General features: G+C 41.3%; 15 protein-coding genes. 9 read left to right on the top strand and 6 right to left on the bottom strand.

What is annotated here, in order from left to right:
* The first annotated feature begins 10 nt into the window (after window positions 1-10).
* From DS2_RS05575 to DS2_RS05595, 5 genes are all read left to right on the top strand, one after another.
* A complete protein-coding gene (locus DS2_RS05575) occupies window positions 11-796 on the top strand; it encodes a methyltransferase domain-containing protein (RefSeq protein WP_035013682.1) in 786 nt (261 codons plus the stop codon).
* 100 nt (window positions 797-896) lie between these two features.
* Entirely contained in the window at window positions 897-1,163 is a 267-nt protein-coding gene (locus tag DS2_RS05580) for a hypothetical protein (RefSeq protein WP_035013683.1), read from the top strand.
* A 67-nt stretch (window positions 1,164-1,230) separates the two neighbouring features.
* Window positions 1,231-2,247 carry a succinylglutamate desuccinylase gene (locus DS2_RS05585; RefSeq protein ID WP_035013684.1) on the top strand — a complete coding sequence of 339 codons (1,017 nt, stop codon included), beginning with the start codon at window positions 1,231-1,233 and terminating at the stop codon, window positions 2,245-2,247.
* Window positions 2,248-2,435: 188 nt separating this feature from the next.
* Window positions 2,436-4,142, top strand: a complete 1,707-nt coding sequence (locus DS2_RS19685) for a TonB family protein (RefSeq protein WP_051479646.1) — start codon at window positions 2,436-2,438, stop codon at window positions 4,140-4,142.
* Window positions 4,143-4,255: 113 nt separating this feature from the next.
* Window positions 4,256-4,597: a hypothetical protein gene (locus tag DS2_RS05595; RefSeq protein ID WP_035013685.1), complete on the top strand. Its 342-nt coding sequence runs from the start codon at window positions 4,256-4,258 to the stop codon at window positions 4,595-4,597.
* 24 nt (window positions 4,598-4,621) lie between these two features.
* Here the strand turns inward: DS2_RS05595 and DS2_RS05600 are convergent, their stop codons facing one another.
* Both DS2_RS05600 and metG read right to left on the bottom strand, forming a co-directional pair.
* Complete coding sequence (locus DS2_RS05600; RefSeq protein WP_035013686.1) at window positions 4,622-5,809, bottom strand: class I SAM-dependent rRNA methyltransferase; 1,188 nt, start codon at window positions 5,807-5,809, stop codon at window positions 4,622-4,624.
* A 1-nt stretch (window position 5,810) separates the two neighbouring features.
* A complete protein-coding gene (gene metG / locus DS2_RS05605; protein WP_035013687.1) occupies window positions 5,811-7,853 on the bottom strand; it encodes a methionine--tRNA ligase in 2,043 nt (680 codons plus the stop codon).
* Between the two features lie 102 nt (window positions 7,854-7,955).
* Here metG and DS2_RS05610 point away from each other — a divergent pair, with 102 nt between their 5' ends.
* Window positions 7,956-8,888 (top strand): Mrp/NBP35 family ATP-binding protein, encoded by a 933-nt coding sequence (locus DS2_RS05610; protein WP_035013688.1) that lies wholly within the window; start codon window positions 7,956-7,958, stop codon window positions 8,886-8,888.
* 13 nt (window positions 8,889-8,901) lie between these two features.
* A complete protein-coding gene (gene dcd, locus DS2_RS05615) occupies window positions 8,902-9,495 on the top strand; it encodes a dCTP deaminase (protein ID WP_035013689.1) in 594 nt (197 codons plus the stop codon).
* On the opposite strand, the gene DS2_RS05620 is transcribed toward dcd, so the two are convergent.
* Entirely contained in the window at window positions 9,470-10,372 is a 903-nt protein-coding gene (locus DS2_RS05620) for a gluconeogenesis factor YvcK family protein (RefSeq protein WP_035013690.1), read from the bottom strand. The genes dcd and DS2_RS05620 overlap by 26 nt on opposite strands.
* A gap of 274 nt (window positions 10,373-10,646) precedes the next feature.
* On the opposite strand from DS2_RS05620, the gene DS2_RS05625 reads away from it, so the two are divergent.
* Window positions 10,647-13,115 carry a VolA/Pla-1 family phospholipase gene (locus DS2_RS05625; protein ID WP_035013691.1) on the top strand — a complete coding sequence of 823 codons (2,469 nt, stop codon included), beginning with the start codon at window positions 10,647-10,649 and terminating at the stop codon, window positions 13,113-13,115.
* A 148-nt stretch (window positions 13,116-13,263) separates the two neighbouring features.
* Entirely contained in the window at window positions 13,264-13,710 is a 447-nt protein-coding gene (yfbV, locus tag DS2_RS05630) for a terminus macrodomain insulation protein YfbV (protein WP_035013692.1), read from the top strand.
* Here the strand turns inward: yfbV and DS2_RS05635 are convergent.
* From DS2_RS05635 to DS2_RS05645, 3 genes are read right to left on the bottom strand one after another with little or no spacing between them, the layout of a single operon-like run.
* Window positions 13,707-14,111 (bottom strand): response regulator, encoded by a 405-nt coding sequence (locus tag DS2_RS05635; protein WP_051479647.1) that lies wholly within the window; start codon window positions 14,109-14,111, stop codon window positions 13,707-13,709. The genes yfbV and DS2_RS05635 overlap by 4 nt on opposite strands.
* On the bottom strand, window positions 14,111-16,741 hold the full coding sequence (locus tag DS2_RS05640) for a hybrid sensor histidine kinase/response regulator (protein WP_035013693.1): 2,631 nt from the start codon (window positions 16,739-16,741) through the stop codon (window positions 14,111-14,113). Before DS2_RS05640 ends, DS2_RS05635 begins: the two co-directional genes overlap by 1 nt.
* Window positions 16,738-17,802 (bottom strand): ABC transporter substrate-binding protein, encoded by a 1,065-nt coding sequence (locus DS2_RS05645; protein WP_035013694.1) that lies wholly within the window; start codon window positions 17,800-17,802, stop codon window positions 16,738-16,740. The genes DS2_RS05640 and DS2_RS05645 overlap by 4 nt, the downstream gene beginning before the upstream one ends.
* Window positions 17,803-17,869: the final 67 nt, after the last annotated feature.

Here is a 17,869-nt window from a genome sequence, read left to right on the forward strand (position 1 = left end):
TGGGTACATGATGTACAAACCTGATCAAAGTTTTACTGATATCGCGGATAAATTCGCCGACAACATTTATAAAACTACAAAGGGACGCTTGCGCCTAGCTGTGTTACAGCACGACCTTGCTCAGTTGGGATTGGCTGCATCTAATGATAGGCATATAGAGAGCTGCGCAATTCTGGATGTGGGCGCTGGCTTAGGCCATATGTCGGTCTGGTTAGCACAGCAAGGTCATAGGCTAACCGCGGTAGAAGTTGCACCCAATCTGCTGGATACCGCTAAAGCCTTTGCCCAATCTGCTGGTGTATCTGTTGATTTCCACTGTATGCCTGCACAAGATTATGTTGCTCAAAACCTAGACAAGCAGTTTGATTGGGTTGTCTGTCACGCAGTACTTGAATGGATTGCTCAGCCTCAATTATTTATCGAATGTTTATTCAAAGTACTCAAGCCTGGCGGTAAGTTGTCGATAATGTTTTTTAATAACAGAGCTAAATTAATTGGCAACTTGCTATATGGCAACTTCGATTATATTAGCAATGGCTTGAAAGCGAAAAAGCAGGTTAGGTTAAACCCTAATTATCCGCAAGAGCCTCAACAAGTCTATACTTGGTTAGAGGCATATGGTGAAATTGTTCACAAGCGCGGTGTGCGAAGCTTTCATGATTACATGTTAGATAGAAGCATGTGGCAAAGTCACTTTGAGCAAATTGTAGAAAATGAGTTAGCAGTTTCAGACACTGAACCATTTATCTCAATGGGGAAATATATACATGTTGTGGTGGAGAAAAACACAGATTAGGTTTGTGGTTATTTTGAGCTCATTCGTTTGGCTGCTGAGCGGTTGCGGAGAACGAGAGCACTACGCCCCAGTTGACTTACTCAAGGAAGTTGACCGATATATGGCTCCTGAGTTTGTTAAAGGTGTGTGGCGTTACCGAGGTGCACGAGCAATAGATGAAGGCATTGCCGTGTATATTCAGATCCCCGACAGGCTAGATATCTCCGAAGCACAGCACAAAATTTATTTAATTGAAACCATTTGCCCAAAAGCTGAAGCAATTAACTTTTGGCGAAAATTAATCAGATATGACTTTTATTTGCGTACATATAATTATGTTGAGCGGAATTATATTGAAGCAAAATGCCCCAAGCCGTTTAACCTCTAGCTAAATTATCGACTAAGCTTTATCAATGATTTGCAAAGTTTGATGTGTTGCCTAAAGGAGTGCGGATATGCATTCTTTACTGCAAGAGTATTTGGCCAATTTAATTTCGAAGTCTGATAGTGTGTTTAAGCCTATATGTTTTCAACTTAGCTGTGGTACATGGGTATGGCAACACGCTGCGGGTATTTTAGAGTTTATTCCAGCGAGATACTTCGAACACTCAGTTATTTTAACTGCGGGCGTACATGGTGATGAGACGGCACCGATTGAAGTATTAGATCAAGTCATTCGCGATATTGCCCACAATGAATTGAAGCTGCAATACCATTTAGTGGTTGTTTTTGCTAATCCTCAGGCCATTCGACAAGGTATACGCTTTGTTGATACTAATCTAAATAGACTGTTCGCAAGCGCGTACAATTCACAAAGTGATGGTCCACCCCTTGGTTTGGATAATTATGAGTACAGACGAGCGGCTCAATTAAAACAGGCTTTACACGTTATTTTTGCTCGAACGGCTTTTACACACCGGATCCATTTGGATTTACACTGCTCAATTAAACCTTCGATTTATCCGGTATTTGCGGTCAAACCCTACACAGAGGTTGGGAGAGCACCTGTCATTTACAACTGTCCTATCGTTTATCCTGTTGAGGCACTGATTCATTCAAGGCGCGCATCGGCTACATTGAGCTATTACACAACAAATTATTTAGCCGCAAATGCGGCGACGGTAGAATTGGGTCAAGCCGCTCCTTTGTATAAAAATCCACCTGCAATGCTGAAATCTATCTACTCGAACATACGTGTACAGTTAGCTCAGAATTTTTCGCAGCCGAGGTTTTGTATCTTAAGCGACAAGCATTTTGTGGTTAAAGCTGAAATTATTAAACAAAAATTAGACTTTCGTTTCGCTGCTGATCTCCAGTTTAACAACTTCCACCCTATAGCGAGCGATAGGATTATTGCTTATCAAACGCGTTTTCAACCTATATTTGCAAAGGCCAATCAGCGGATTTGCTTTGCCAATCAAGCTGTTGAGGTAGGGCATAGGGCGGCATTAATTGTTGAAAAATTAGCTTAGTTGCGGGTGTTTGTGTATTTTTCGTTAAAAAAAGGTTTTTTTATATAGTGAGGTGTGGACATTTTATTTTGATTGATTAATATATCCGTCATATTAAAGTTTGGTTTTTAGCCGAATAACGTCATCTAAAGCTTACTCAAGCTAAACAGTTTTTGGATTAATACTGTCATAGAGGGAAGGATACTTTGTTGTACATTAAACTCAAATCTGCAGTTTCATTTGTGTCTTTAATCTGTTTGTTACCTTCTTTATTTTTTGTTTGTCATGCCGCTGATATTGAAGATGCTGAATTGTTATTTGAAAAAAGACAATATGCCCAAGCACGCAGCGAATTTGAAAAGTTTGCCAAGCATGGCCATGCGAAAGCTCAATATTATTTAGGCATCATGTACTACCAAGGCAAAGGTGGGCCTGCCGATATCTATCAAGCATATGCGTGGTTTTCTCTCTCCGATGAAAATGGCTTTAGAGCAGCAGGTGAAGAAATTCGCCGTATGCGTCGTGAAATTCCTTCTAAACGTCAAGCCAAGGAGGTCGCTGAATCTTTAGCACAACGCTATAGCAATGCTGCGCTTGCACGCAAGTTGTATCCGGATTACGACGGTTCGTTAGGTACAATGCCGCCAGTTTCAGTCAAGCCACTTAAAGCCGTGCCAGCTGACAGCAGTGGTTTCGTATTACTGCAGGGAGATATTAACGAGCAAGGTCAGCTATTTAATGTTGCTGTAGTGCAAGCTTTGCCGAATAACAAATTTGAAAAATCTGCGATTGAGTATGCATTATCACAAGAATACACGCCATTAATCGACAACAATGAATTACTTATAAATGAGAATGTTTTAGTTAAAGTTGAGTTTCGTGCGCAAAGTGAAAGTAAACATAGAACTTATCACAAATTATTAGATACCTATCACAGGTCTTTATTAGCCAAAGCAGAAAATCATGATGTAGAGGCGCAAATTGCGTTGGCTCAGCTAATGAGTAGCGGGATTGTTAAATCTCATAGCAGCGAAGTTAGTGCGGTACCGGTTTATTGGTATCTTCAAGCTGCTATAAATGGAAATGCCAGTGCAAAATATCAGTTATCCAAACACCTTGAACTTGGGGTTGGATGTTTAGCCAATCAGCAAAAAGCAACTTATTGGCTTGAGCAAAGTGCATATCAAGGCTATCCGAGTGCTCAGTTTGAGTTGACACGTCAACGTTTGGCAAACAAGCCATCAAAAAGACAACTTCGTAAGTTGGTTAATACTCTGGAACAGTTGGTGGAAGATGACCATAAAAATGCCCATCAAACATTAGCACTTATTTATGCAACTTCTAAATATGACGACTTTTATTTTCCTTTTAAGGCAGGCTTGATGGCAAAAGACGGACTATATGAAGATCCAAATAACCCTGATTATCACGCTATTTTAGCCGCCTCATATCTCGGACAAACTTCTGTTGATAGAGCTTATGAATATTTCTATCTTGCATTAAACCATGCTATTGAGCGCAATGTACCGCTTAAACCTTATGTTGAGTTAGCCAATGCGCTAGAAATTACCTTAGATACCAGAGGCCTTGAGTTAGACGAAGCGGCTGAAAACGAGCTTAAAAATACCCAACTCGTGTTTACTAAAAAAGATCTTAAGCCGTTATCTCGTCCATTCCCAGAATACCCTGTTGATGCAATGCGCGATGCAGTTGAGGGGTGGGTTAGAGTTAATTTTACCGTGAATGAAGAAGGCAAGGTTGAAGATGTCAAAATTGTTAGCGCATCGCCCGAGCAAGTGTTTGATGAATCAACAAGGCGGGCAGTTGCTAAATGGCGTTATCAGCCACCTAAAGTAAATTCTCAACCAACGCGAATTGAAAACGTAAGTGTGAAACTTGATTTCACCATCAAATAAACAACATGCTTAATTTAGCTCAACAAATTGCCAAACAATTCACATTTACTTCGCATTAATCGGGCGGAATAGGTGGTATAATCCCTGCGAATTGTTTAATTGGAAGGGACCCTATGTTTAAGTTATTTTTTCAAAATAAGTCATCTAAAACGTCTCAAGCGTCGCCTGAACTTAGTAAAGTGAAAGCATATCGCAGGATTGTGATTCGGTCGGTGTATCTTCAGCAGCATCCAAATAATACGAGTGAATCTGAGGTTAAGTGCAAGGACTGTGGTTCAGAGGATATCAAAGAATGGGGCTTATTAAAACGAGATGATCATAAGCGCGTTCATAGTTGCAGCGACTGCGGACAAATATTATTTCGAACAATAGACCGTTTACCGCAAATAAAGGTAGAGCAAGTAGCTGACGAAAATTCTGAGCAAAAGGCGCCATACAGCTTAGTCAGTTGTTAGACTGACCAAGCTGAAAAAGTTAGTTTAACGCTTTTGCACTACCAAACCTTTTAAATAAAAGCCTTCTGGATAATTCAGTAACACCGAATGGTCTTTAGCCTGAGTTAGTTTTTCAATAATATGCGCTTCAACCTTTGCGTCTAATGCGGCATCCGCGACCACTTTTTGAAACAAGTCAGCACCAATTAATCCAGAACAAGAAAATGTTAACAGTACGCCACCAGGTCTAAGAATTTGCAAAGCTAACATGTTAATGTCTTTGTAACCGCGGCACGCGCGGATCACTTGACCTTTATTCTCAGCAAATTTGGGTGGGTCCAAAATAATACAATCGAACTCTTTACCTTGCTGCTTGTATTGGCGCAACTGTTTAAATACATCAGCATTCAGGTGAGTGTATTGCTTTTCGTTCAATTGATTGTGCTGGTATATTTTTGCCGAGGTATCTAAAGCCAACTGCGACACATCGAGGTTGGTTACGTGTTTTGCACCAGCTGTCAATGCGTGTAAACCAAAAGTGCCAGTATAGCTAAAGCAATTTAACACTTGTTGCCCTTTACAGTACTCGGCAGCAATTAAACGATTATCTCTTTGATCTAAATAAAAACCCGTTTTATGTCCTTGTTCTACATCTACAAGAATTTGATTGCCAGCTTCGTTAATCCAGGTGGAGGTGTTTGGTCCTGGTTTTAACCACCCTGATGTAGGTTTCAAGCCCTCTTTCTGTCTGACGTCGACATCAGAGCGCTCGTAAATGGCTAAATCGCTAAATATTTGTTCAAGTGCAGCCACTATATCTGTTTTGTGTTTTTCAACACCAGCAGCGAGAAACTGACATACCAAAATGTTGTTATACAAATCAATTGTTAAACCTGGCAAGCCGTCTGACTCACCAGCAATTAGCCGGTAGGCATTACTATTAGTTACGACTTGCTGTTTAGCTTGGTAAGCACGGTTAATTCGCTTAGCAAAAAATGCTTGATCAATACTTTCGTCTTGATCGAATGTCCATATTCTGGCTCGAATTTGTGAGTGTGGTGAGTAAGCCGCTCTTGCCAGCCATTGGCCATTTTTGGCGTAGACTTCGACTGTATCACCTACTTTGGGGGTGCCATCGACTTGGGCAATGGCACGTGAAAATACCCATGGGTGGCGGCGCAATACCGATTTTTCGCGTTTGCTTGCGAGGGTAATTTTATATGTGTCGGCCATATTATTTAACTCGCATACCTGGTTTGGCACCTTGATCTGGATGCAATACCCATAAATCTTGGCCGCCAGGACCGGCTGCTAGAATCATACCTTCGGACATGCCAAAACGCATTTTTCGTGGTTTTAAATTCGCGACAACGACGGTTAATTTGCCAACTAGGTCTTCAGGTTGATAAGCTGATTTTATCCCAGCGAATACTTGGCGTTGTTCGGTGCCAATATCAACCTGAATTTTTAGCAATTTGTCAGCCCCCTCGACATGTTCAGCGCTAACAATTTTGGCAATACGTAAATCAATTTTGGCAAAGTCAGCAAATTCGATTTCAGCGGCAATTTCTTCATTACCTTTTTTGGCTTCTTGTTTGCTAGCTTTTGCCGGCTGCGCTTTTTTGGTTGCGGGCGTGCTTTGTTTCGATGCCTCAATTACTTTGTTTATAGTTTTAGTATCTAAACGCTGCAATAAAGGTTTAAACTTATTGATAGCATGGCCAGTTAACAGGGTATTGTGTTTGTCCCAAGTTAGCTCGTCGTTTAAAAACACTGCAACTTCATTAGCTAGTTTGGGTAATACAGGCTGCAGATATATGGTTAATACTCTGAATAAGTTAATGGCTAGAGAACATACTTGATGTGCTCGCTCTAAACTAGCTTGTTCTTTTACTAACACCCAAGGGGCTTCGTCCGCAATAAATTGATTTGCTTTGTCTGCCAACGCCATGATTTCACGTATTGCTTTGCTGAAATCTCTTTGTTCGTAGTGCTGAGCAATGCTATCAGCAGCCGATGCAAAATCTTCTATCAACTCTGGTTGTAAGACGGTATCACTCAGTTTTCCGTCAAAAAACTTAGTGATAAAACCAGCACAGCGACTTGCAATATTAACGTATTTACCAACTAAGTCTGAGTTAACACGTTTAGCAAAATCGTCTAAATTCAGGTCTAAATCATCGACTCTTTGTGTTAATTTTGCCGCGTAATAATAACGTAAATATTCTGGGTTTAAGTGGTCTAAGTAAGTTCGCGCTTTAATAAAGGTGCCTTTTGACTTACTCATTTTTTCGCCATCAATGGTTAAAAATCCGTGGGCGTGTACACCCGTTGGTTTTCTGTATCCAGCACCGTCTAACATTGCAGGCCAGAATAAACCATGAAAGTTAATAATGTCTTTACCGATAAAGTGATGTAGTTCTGCAGCTGAGTCTTGTTGCCAAAATGCATCAAAGTCAATGCCTTTTTTATCACATAAGTTTTTAAAACTGCTCATGTAGCCAATCGGCGCATCTAGCCATACATAGAAAAACTTATCAGTTGTACCTGGGATGTTAAAACCAAAATAAGGTGCGTCTCGGCTAATGTCCCAACCACGCAGACCATCACCAAACCATTCGAGTAACTTATTCGCAACTTGTTCTTGCAGCGCGCCAGATTTTAGCCAGCTTTGCAGCATGTTTTGGAACTGGTCTAATTCGAAAAAGTAATGCTCGCTTTCTTTTAAAACAGGCGTGGCATCAGACACAGTTGATCTTGGGTTTTTGAGTTCAGTCGGCGAATAGGTTGAACCACATACGTCGCAATTGTCACCATATTGGTCTGCCGCACCACATTTAGGGCAATCACCTTTTACATAACGATCGGGTAAAAACATTTTTTTGACCGGATCGAAAAGTTGTTCTATCGTCCGTTTACCAATATGACCTTTTTTATCTAGTTCAGTGTAGATAGATTGAGCCAATATTTTATTTTCTTCAGAATGAGTCGAATGATAGTTGTCAAATTCTACCAAAAAGTCAGCTGTATCTTGCATATGCTCTGAACGCATTGCTTCTACCATTTGCTCTGGGCTCATGCCAAGCTCGTCAGCTTTTAACATTATCGGTGTACCGTGAGCGTCTGATGCACACACAAAATATGTTTCATGGCCGCGAGATTTTTGAAAACGCACCCAAATGTCTGTTTGAATATGTTCCAACAAGTGGCCCAAATGAAGGGAACCATTGGCGTATGGTAATGCACATGTAACAAGGATTTTTCTGCTGTCAGTCATATATTTTGGATAGAAAAGTTAGTAAGGTTTGTGAATTGGGTGAATACTACTGAAAATAGCAGTTAATTTCATCCGCAAACTGACTTTTAGGCGTTATTTATTGTGTTTAAGCAAATTTTTAATCGAAAAAAATCACAGAACAAATCATCAACAAGCGAGTCGGACGATATCGAGGCATTTAAGCGTGTGCCGTCAACCCTTAATCGGCCGAGTACTAATGTCCGAAGCAATATTAAACATGTTGTTGCGGTTGGTTCTGGTAAAGGTGGGGTTGGCAAATCGAGTGTGAGTGTGAATTTGGCGCGCAGCTTAAACTGCTTAGGCTTCAAAGTTGGTGTATTGGACGCTGATATTTATGGACCATCTGTGCCAATTATGCTCGGTTTGCAACACCAGCAACCGGATGCAATTGATGGCAAATGGATGAAACCACCGACTAGCCAAGAGGGCATTGTCAGCAACTCGATTGGTTATTTAGTACCAGCTGAAGATGCAGCAGTTTGGCGTGGCCCTATGGCGAGCCGAGCCTTGATGCAGTTATTTAATGAAACCTTATGGGGTGAACTTGACTTCTTGATTGTTGATTTGCCACCGGGTACAGGTGATATTCAACTGACGCTCACTCAGCAAATGCCAGTTAGTTGTGCTGTGGTTGTAACAACGCCACAAAACATCGCGCTGGCTGATGCAGAAAAGGCGATTGCTATGTTTGCTAAACTTGATATTCAAGTTGCAGGTGTTGTTGAAAATATGAGTTTATATACGTGTGCTGAATGTGGTCACAGTGAAGCTATTTTTGGTCAATATGGTGGGCAAAAGCTTCAGGAGAAGCATAAAGTTCCGCTGATCGCACAATTACCATTAGATATAAAAATGCGCGAAACTATGGATAATGGAGACGGAACAGGGTTTAATAACGCACCTTATTTTGTCCACTTTGAACAAATGGCGTTAAAGTTGGTTGAACAATTATCAAAAATTCAGCCAGCCAAACAAGTTGGGCAACATATTCCCAGTATTCAAATAAAAGATTAGTTGAGCAGATTCCATGCGATTATGTGATAAAGATATTATTGCCATGTTAGATGAAGGCAATATCAATATTCAACCTCGACCCGATGAAGATATGATCAGTGGTGTCAGTGTTGATATTCGACTAGGCAATAAATTTAGAGTGTTTCAAGATCATGCCGCGCCATTTATTGATTTGAGTGGGCCTAAGCACGAGGTTAATAAAGCACTAAACTCAATAATGTCAGATGAAATCGAAATCGCTGATGGAGAAGCTTTTTTCTTACATCCAGGAGAGTTGGCGTTGTCTATGACTCATGAATCAGTGACTTTACCTGATAATATTGTTGGTTGGTTAGATGGGCGAAGTTCACTCGCGCGTTTGGGCTTGATGGTGCACGTAACGGCCCATCGCATCGATCCAGGCTGGTCTGGTCAAATTGTATTGGAATTTTTTAATAGTGGTAAATTACCTTTAGCTTTAAGGCCTAAAATGAAAATAGGCGCATTAAACTTCGAGACTATGAGTGGCAGTGCATTACGCCCATACAATAAACGCGAGGATGCTAAATATCGTGATCAAAGTGGTGCAGTCGCGAGCAGAATCAGCGAGGATGACAAATCGAGCTAATTAACTCGGTTAAAGCTTGGCGGAGCTTTTTTTCATCGTGGCGGTAGGTGACTTCGCAATCGGATAATTCTGCTTGTGCGTGTGCGCAAGCCACTGATTGTGACAGGCTAACCTGGCTGGTGGTTAATCCAGATAAAACACCATTGATAACTAATTCTGGTCTGCATTTTTGCAACCAAGTTAATCTTTCCTGCAAACTTGTGTGTTGGCACGCACCGTGTTCAACACCCAGGTTATCTATAAAAATGACTTGAGCATTTGATTTGGTTATTGCTTGATAGATATCGTCTACAAGCAGTGCTGGCATCACACTGGTTAAAAAGCTGCCAGGTCCTAGCAATATCACATTGGCATTATAAATGGCTCTTAGTGCCCTTGAAGGTGCAGTCACGGTATCGGTTAACGACAACGCATCAGGTAAGCAACTTTGGCTATCAATGGCTGTTTCTCCATGAATTTGTTGTTCGCCAAAGTGGCCGACTAAGTCTGTTGGTCTTTCCGTCATTGGGTAAAGCTTGCTTTCAATTTTTAACAAGCGCCGCACGATTTCCATAATCTCCACTGGTTTTACATCAAGTTGCTCCAATGCAAAAAATATTAGATTGCCTAAACAATGTTTATCGAGTTCACCACCATCAAAACGGTAGTTGAGCAACTTTGAGCCTAATTGACTTTGCGCTAAGTGAGCAATGCAATTTCTTAAATCTCCCCAAGCAATGGTATCGTTGTTTTCTCGCAATTTGCCTGTCGAGCCGCCATTATCTGTAGTGGCAACTATACCGGTTAAGTTTCCACCTAAATCCACAAAGGTATTCAGTACTTTTCCGAGTCCATGGCCGCCGCCAATAGCAACAATGTTTAGATACTTTAATTGCATTCCTATCCAGTTGTCGATTACTTGAGTGGAGGGCCATTGTCGCTAGAAAGCTAATAAAATCAAGATAAAGGTTTGTATTTTTTCCAAGAGTTGACTTTAATCTAAGATAATTTACTTTTTATTTACAAGAGTCTGGCTTAAACAGTATTTTTGAGTTACTTTTAACTGGTCTAATCAGTATGTGAGCAGGTAATAACAACAATATTGCACAGAATTATTTACTAAATGTGTTGTTTGCCTGTTAACAATGCGGCCAAAAAAGCAGAGGAATAAAATGCAGAAATTTAAACTTGGATTAGTCGCTTTTTCTATCGCCATGTTGGGCGCGTGCGACAATGAAACGTTAGAAGACCGACAAAATAATTCAGACATTGAACCTGTTGTTGCTAAGTCGCGTGTTAGCTATGACCCAAGTGCGTCAGTGTTGTCTGTACCAAACGATTTACTCTTTTCCGATACCCAAGATGGCACGCTGAATCTGCCTGTGGTGGATGCAAACGATTTTACCGATCCAACAGTGGCTTTGTCTTCATTAGATGGTTGGTCGTATCAACAGCCTTTCGCGATTAATTTTGATTTACCTAAAGCTGCGGATGGATTGGATGAAACATCAGCACAAACGCCAGGTACTGTTAGAATTTTCAAAGCGATAATGGGTGGCTCGCAAGACCCTAATCATACTGAGTGTGCAAATGTGCCGCGAGGCGCTGCTTGTAAAATTGTTGCTGAATTAACATATGGCACGCACTTTGTTACTACAAAAGCCAACGAGCAAGCTATTGCGGTTGTACCGTTACAACCATGGGAAGCTGCCTCAACCTACATTGTTGCTGTGACCAACATGCTTGAAGATGGTCTGTCTCGACCGGTGGAGCCATCTGCGACCTATGTGACAGTTAGACAAAATATTAATACTCACCCGTTAGGGAGTGAATCACAGTTAGCATTACAGGGGGCTATTAATTCCTTTGAGGCTGCCATCTCAACTCAGGGGGTTGATGTCGACTCTGTGATCTTAACAGCAGCAGTTACAACCCAATCAGCCACATCTTTAGTTGCGTTAAAAAAGTTAATGGTCAGTAATCCTGCCGCGATGCCAAGTATGGAACTACCTGTGTCGACTGGTTTAGATGTAAAAACAGCGTTAAACCCACAATTAGACTCTTGTCAAAATATTTTAGGCAAAATACAAACTGGGACTGCAACCGCTACAGAGCAAAGTTTTGTTGGGTTTTGTGGCGCTCAGTTATATCAATCAAACATTACCTTACCTTATTTTAATGGTGTTGCCAGTACTGATAGTCCGTTGGGCGCAACTGGAGATGGCGCTTGGTGGCGTGCCATGTGTGATAGTGGCGTGATCTTGGCGGGTGCACAAGCCAGCGGGATTGACTTTTCAACGTTAACACCTGGTGCAAATGACAGTGCATGTCAGCAACTTGGTTTACGTGACTTAGGCTTAGATACTGAGCGTCATATCACTCAATACAACCCAGTTCCTGCGGTTAAAAGTCTAGTCGATACCAAAGTACAAGTAACAGTGCCTGATAGCACGTACGTTAGTGTATTTAATCAAGCTCCGATGCAAATGCCAGAGAGTGGATGGCCAGTTGTAATATTGCAACATGGTATCACCAGCAATAAAGAAAATATGCTAGCGTTGACAGCTGCTTTAAGTAAAGCAGGGTTTGCGACAGTAGCCATTGATATGGTTTTGCATGGTGAGCGTGGTTTTGATATCACTGGCGATGGAGAACTTGATGTCGTTGCCAGTAGTGACAAGGGGGCTGTCGCTTATATGAATTTACAGAATGGCCGCGCGATGCGAGACAATATGCGCCAGAGTATTGTGGATTTACTGAGACTGCGCGCCGCAATTGCCAGTTTAGCTGGGCAGGAATTTGATGGACATAAATTAGATGTGAGTAATGTTTCGTTTGTCGGCCATAGTTTAGGTGGCATTGTAGGTGCAAGTTTTACCGCAATCGCCAATACCGACTTTGCGACGCTTGGTTCACAAGAGTTAACTCAAGCAGGGGCCGATGCGTTATTCAAGGTTAAAGCAAGCGTATTTGCTAATGCTTCTGGTGGGGTTGGCAACTTTTTATTAGATAGTGGTGCATTTGGCCGATTTATTAAAGGCAGTGTATTACTGGCTGGTTTAACTGGCGATGATGCACAACTGGCTCGGCTTGCTCAGGGATACCTGCAACATCTAACTACGAATGGCGCTAATCCAGCTGCACTGAGCGCAACTGATCACAATCAATATTATGATGCCTATCTAGCGACACTAGATTCAGCTGAGGAAGCGTATTTAGCTGGTGTCATTACTCAGTATGTGTTTGCAATACAAACCCTGTTAGATGAAGGCGACCCAAATCGTTATGCTGCTTGGTTGACTGCAAGTGGAACGCCAGTTTTACTAACAGAAATTTATGGCAATGGCCAAGACCCAGCGACTTGGGATCAAGTTATTCCTCCATTTGCGAGTAACTCACCAACAGCAGGTACCGAGCAATTCGCTCGATTACTTGGAATTTCTGCTGTTACGGCAGACATCAGCGGCGACAATCCTGTATCTGGTTTAATTCGCTACAACACAGGTGGACACAGTTCGTTATTAGACCCATCGGTTAATGCAAGTGTAACAACTGAGATGCAAACCAGTATTGCGACCTTCTTAATGTCTGGGGGAACCGAACTAGACATTAAAGAAGATTCAACTGTGGTTGTGAAGTAGCATAGTGACATTCAAAGTGCCAAACTAAGGTCGGTCGATCCTAACTAAGTTTGGCACTTTTACGACTTTTACCACAAATAACCTTGATCCTGCCCAAAGATGACATATTATAAAAGTTACAGCGCAGCTGTTTATGAGGTAATCCAATATGTTGTCCAATTTATTTCATGATGTCGTTACAGGGCACCAGTACAGTAAAAAGTGGCCTGTTAAACCCCAGCTATACGCAATTTTCCCTGAGTGCAGAGTGATTAAAGCAACTCAGTTTGCCGTGATGGTATTGCCAATTATTGCAATTGCCTCGTTCTGTTTGCAGATAGTCGTGTTAGGCTATGAGTTTATGCCACAAGCTTTAGCTATGGCGTGTTTAATTCTCAGTATGCCGCTACAAGGCTATTACTGGTTAGGAAGACGCGCGCAGCAACCGTTACCGGTCAGTTTAGTTAATTGGTATGGACAACTTGAGGGCAAGCTGCTCGAACGTGGCGTAACGGTTGAAACTAACTCAGCAAAACTAAAATATGCGGATATGGCTACTCTCCTAAACTTGGCGTTTAAAGAGCTAGAAAAAGGCTGGTGGCAAGAATGGTTTTAGCCAACAAACTTACAGCCCATGTTTTTTAGAGTGACGAATAGTTTTTTGGGTTGAAAAGGTTTTACCAAAAAACCTTTTGCACCAAGCAGCATAGCTTTTTTTACATTGTCAGCTGTGGAATGCGCGCTAATGATAGCGACTTGTGCTTTGGCGTCTTTAGCAAGTAGTTGTTCGAATACCTGCAGGCCGTCTTCTTCATCAAGCATAATATCAAGAAATACCAAATCTGGTTGTTCAGATGCATATTTACTTAACGTTTCATCTGCACAATCAGCTTCGACAAAACGGCTAAACCCCATTTCTAACAGCATTTGGCGTAAGTAATCACGCATGATCCGACAATCATCAACTATCATTACTTTTTCACCGCGAAGAGGGGTTATTTTTTTGCTGTCGTTCATTAAGCTTCCTTGAAATTTGGTTTTTCAATGAGTAGTTTGATAATAGCCAACTTTTCTTCTACCAGATTCATGTTACAAGAATTCGCTGCTTGTTCAAGTTGAGCAGCTGGCATGGTTAACTGGTGATTACCGAAACTAGCACTGTTGCCTTTAAGCGTATGTGCAATAAGCGCCAGCTTTTGAAAATCTTGGTTGCCTGCTGCGCTTTGCAACTCTGTCAATTGACTTGGCAGTTTGCTGGTGAACTCATCAGCTAATTGCTGGACGCCTTGGCTATTTTTAAGGGTAGCTGCAATTTGGTCGAAGTCAATGGATTCACTGTCTCGAGCTTGATCTAGTAAATATTTTGCTAAGATTTCTAATAGCGCTGCAGAATCAATAGGTTTAGCGATATGACCGTTGCAGCCCTGTTGCAAATAGTGAGTTATTTCTTCACGCATCACATTAGCTGTAACGGCAAGAATAGGCTGCTCAAAGCCGGTTTGTCGGATAAGTTGCGTGGCCTCTAATCCGCCCATAATCGGCATTTGCATGTCCATCAGGATTAAGTCATAGTCATGCACTAGGCTCTTTTCTAATGCCTCTTGGCCGTTATTAGCGATATCTATCTTTATGTTTGTTGGTTCTAGTATCAGCTGGATAAGACGTTGGTTGTCTGTATTATCTTCAGCTAACAGAATACGAGCAGATGAAAAATCGAGTTTGGGTTTAGCTTTGTTGTTTGTTTGAGGTACAAGCTCAATGTTAGTAAGATTATTGACTGTCTGTTCAGACAAGTCCAATGTTAGGGTAAATATAGAGCCTTGGCCTTCTTGACTTTTTACCGTTATTTTACCTGCTAAACATTCAGCTAAAGATTGGCTGACCGCTAAACCTAACCCTGTGCCGCCATAATTTCGAGTGGTGCTAGAGTCCGCTTGGATAAATGGCTTGAATAACTTTTGCTGCACTGAATCAGACAGACCAATGCCAGTATCTTGTATACTGAATGATAGGTTTTGGCTAAGGGGATTATAATCGATAGCAAACTCAACACTCCCTTGGTTGGTAAACTTAGCCGCGTTGGAGATTAAATTCATCAAAATTTGTTTTAATCGTGTCGGGTCTGAGTTAAATGTTGCAGGCAGTGCTGGGGCTAATCTGACGTCAAATCGAATCGACTTTTGTTGGCATAATTTTTCGCCGATGTTAGCTAACTCAGTTACCATTTGACTTAAATCGATTGCAATAGATTCAACCTCTAATTTGCCCGATTCAATTTTCGATAAATCTAAAATATCGCTTAGCAGTGACATTAAATGGTTACTGCTGCTTAAGACTTTTTGCAACAGTTCTTCTCTTAGTTGGCCATTATTTTGATGGAGTAGGGCTTGTTCGGTAAAGCCACAAATAGCGGTCAACGGGGTTCTAATTTCATGGCTCATATTTGCCAAGAAGCGGCTTTTGAGCTCACTGGCTTGCTCTGCGATGATTCTTGCTTGGGTCAGTTCCTCGTTTGCACTTTGCAAAGCAAGTGTACGAGATTCTACTTTTTCTTCTAAGTGATCTTTGTAATCTTCTATGCTATTGCGTGCCTGTTTGATTGAATTGACCATACGGTTGAATGATTCAAATAAACGGCCCATCTCGTCTTTACGATTGTTCGGCAGCCGCATCGCTAGTTTGCCAGAGGCAATTGATTTACTGGCAGCATTTAACTGGGCAATAGGCTTTAGTATCAGTTTTTCTAGTGCAAAAAATGCTAACCAACTGGTTAGCAACATCGAGATTATAATAGTGTATAACATCACATAAGAAATATGTTTTGTAATGGCTAGCTCGTTAGACGGCACCGCGGTGGCTAATATAAACTCATCCCTTATAGACTTCTTTGCAATGATAAGATCTTGATCGTTAAAATAGGTTTGCAGTAACTTACTAGCGTTATTTTGCAATTGGTTGTGTAAGTATTTCGGCAGTTGCTTGCTCGGGTAATTAAAACTGGCAACTAAAATCTCACCATTATGATCCGTAAGAATATTCAGCCCGTTGTCACCAACTGTGTTGTGAATGACATTGTGAATCGTTTCAGGGTTAACTTGAATGAGCAAATAGCCCCAATGCGACGCATCTGCTTGCTTTAACGAGCGTATCGCATACAAATTGGGAAACAGTGACTGGCGATTATCAAAAATAAACTGAAATTCCACATTCGGCTTTAACTTTTTAAACCAAGGGCGATTGGTTAACCATTGGTCGTTCATTGGACTGAAATCAGCCGCTAAGCGTGCATCAATGAGTCCATCTGCTCTAACGAGTTGTATTTCAATTATCTTAGGGTATGACTGAATGTATTGGGCAAAGTTGTCTAAAACTTGTGGCAGCAACAGTGCATACCTTTGTTCGTCTTCAGAGCGTTTAATGTATTCGAACAAGCTTGAGTTTTTGCTGAGTAACTCTAAAACCGAATGTGTATCTGCAAAGTAATGTTTTAAGGTAAAGGCTTGTTGTTCTGCCTGATTATTTAGCCGATTGTTAAATTGGTGGCGGTTGTTGTCGACCGACATATAAATAGCGTACAAACCTATCCCTGCAATAGGTAACGCAACCAGTATTAGTATGAGTGCAACTAATTTTTGGCTCAATTTCATGGTTTGTCCTGCGCCAGCTGCTTATGTGCGAATACAAGTTGTTTGTAAGTTATTTGAAAGTAACGCTCGGTGCTGGGCGCAATAACTTGGTTCAATTGCACGTTTTTTGATAGTTTAGGATATAGAGTGTGATTTTGTCGAATCGACAGCGGCAGTTGTTTATACGCTGTTAAATTTGGCGTTGGATACTGTAATTGTTGTGCCAGTTCCAACGCATTTTTTGGCAAAAGTAAAAAATTAATAAATTGGTGTACGCTGTTTTTGTGCCTGCTTGCTTTGCTAATGGTTAAGCAGTCTAACCAAGCATTGGTGCCATCTGTTGGTTGAATAAATTCAAGGTCAGGATTGAGCGATTTGAGGTATAGCGCATCACCATTGTAGGCCATTGAAATCCATATTTGTTCATTGTTTAGTCGATTTTCTTGTTCAAGGCTCAAAGCGCTAAAACTGTTAATGTGTGCCAAGTGCTTGTGGATCAGTGTGGCTGCCTGGTTAATTTCTTGCTGTTGATTGGAATGACTATTAAAGCCTGCGGCAATTAGCGCCATGGGGAGCAGCGTGCGCGAATCGTTGAGTAAATTTACTTTGCCAGAATATTGGGGCAACTGATTGAAAAAAACTCGCCACGAGGTGGGTGGTGAGGAGATGTATTTTTTATTGTACAGTATGCCGATGGTGCCCCAAAAATATGGGATGCAATATTGCCCAAATTCGTTTGCTGCTTCATGCCACTTTGGTGATAGATGTTGTATGTTTGGTAGTTTGCTTTGTTGATAGGTCTCTAGCCAGCCTAGTTGAATATACATCGGCAGCCTGACTCTGCTGGTTAATATAACATCGTAACCATGTCCGCGGCTTAAATTAAGTAACTTGTCTCTTGCGTCATCAGAATCATAATAGACTTGTTTTACTTGAATATTTGACTGGCGATAGAACTCATCTAATACAGACTGAGAAATATAATCAGGCCAAGTCAATAGCGTTATCTCTGCCGCCCGCAATGAAACCAAGCTGGTCAAGATAAATGTTAGTGCGACAGTGACAACTCGTTGCTTGAGCATAACGTCCAATTTGTTTGAAATTTAACTTGTTTGTTCAGTATATATAAGAATCAGTAAAGTTATAAAT

Source organism: Catenovulum agarivorans DS-2, assembly GCF_000568405.1.
In the GTDB taxonomy this organism is placed as follows: Bacteria; Pseudomonadota; Gammaproteobacteria; order Enterobacterales; family Alteromonadaceae; genus Catenovulum; species Catenovulum agarivorans_A.

Coding starts and splice junctions, on each gene's coding strand:
- DS2_RS05575 (WP_035013682.1), top strand. CDS start 11: ATGTACAAACCTGATCAAAGTTTTACTGATATCGCGGATAAATTCGCC.
- DS2_RS05580 (WP_035013683.1), top strand. CDS start 897: ATGGCTCCTGAGTTTGTTAAAGGTGTGTGGCGTTACCGAGGTGCACGA.
- DS2_RS05585 (WP_035013684.1), top strand. CDS start 1,231: ATGCATTCTTTACTGCAAGAGTATTTGGCCAATTTAATTTCGAAGTCT.
- DS2_RS05595 (WP_035013685.1), top strand. CDS start 4,256: ATGTTTAAGTTATTTTTTCAAAATAAGTCATCTAAAACGTCTCAAGCG.
- DS2_RS05600 (WP_035013686.1), bottom strand. CDS start 5,809: ATGGCCGACACATATAAAATTACCCTCGCAAGCAAACGCGAAAAATCG.
- metG (WP_035013687.1), bottom strand. CDS start 7,853: ATGACTGACAGCAGAAAAATCCTTGTTACATGTGCATTACCATACGCC.
- dcd (WP_035013689.1), top strand. CDS start 8,902: ATGCGATTATGTGATAAAGATATTATTGCCATGTTAGATGAAGGCAAT.
- DS2_RS05620 (WP_035013690.1), bottom strand. CDS start 10,372: ATGCAATTAAAGTATCTAAACATTGTTGCTATTGGCGGCGGCCATGGA.
- DS2_RS05625 (WP_035013691.1), top strand. CDS start 10,647: ATGCAGAAATTTAAACTTGGATTAGTCGCTTTTTCTATCGCCATGTTG.
- yfbV (WP_035013692.1), top strand. CDS start 13,264: ATGTTGTCCAATTTATTTCATGATGTCGTTACAGGGCACCAGTACAGT.
- DS2_RS05635 (WP_051479647.1), bottom strand. CDS start 14,111: ATGAACGACAGCAAAAAAATAACCCCTCTTCGCGGTGAAAAAGTAATG.
- DS2_RS05640 (WP_035013693.1), bottom strand. CDS start 16,741: ATGAAATTGAGCCAAAAATTAGTTGCACTCATACTAATACTGGTTGCG.
- DS2_RS05645 (WP_035013694.1), bottom strand. CDS start 17,802: ATGCTCAAGCAACGAGTTGTCACTGTCGCACTAACATTTATCTTGACC.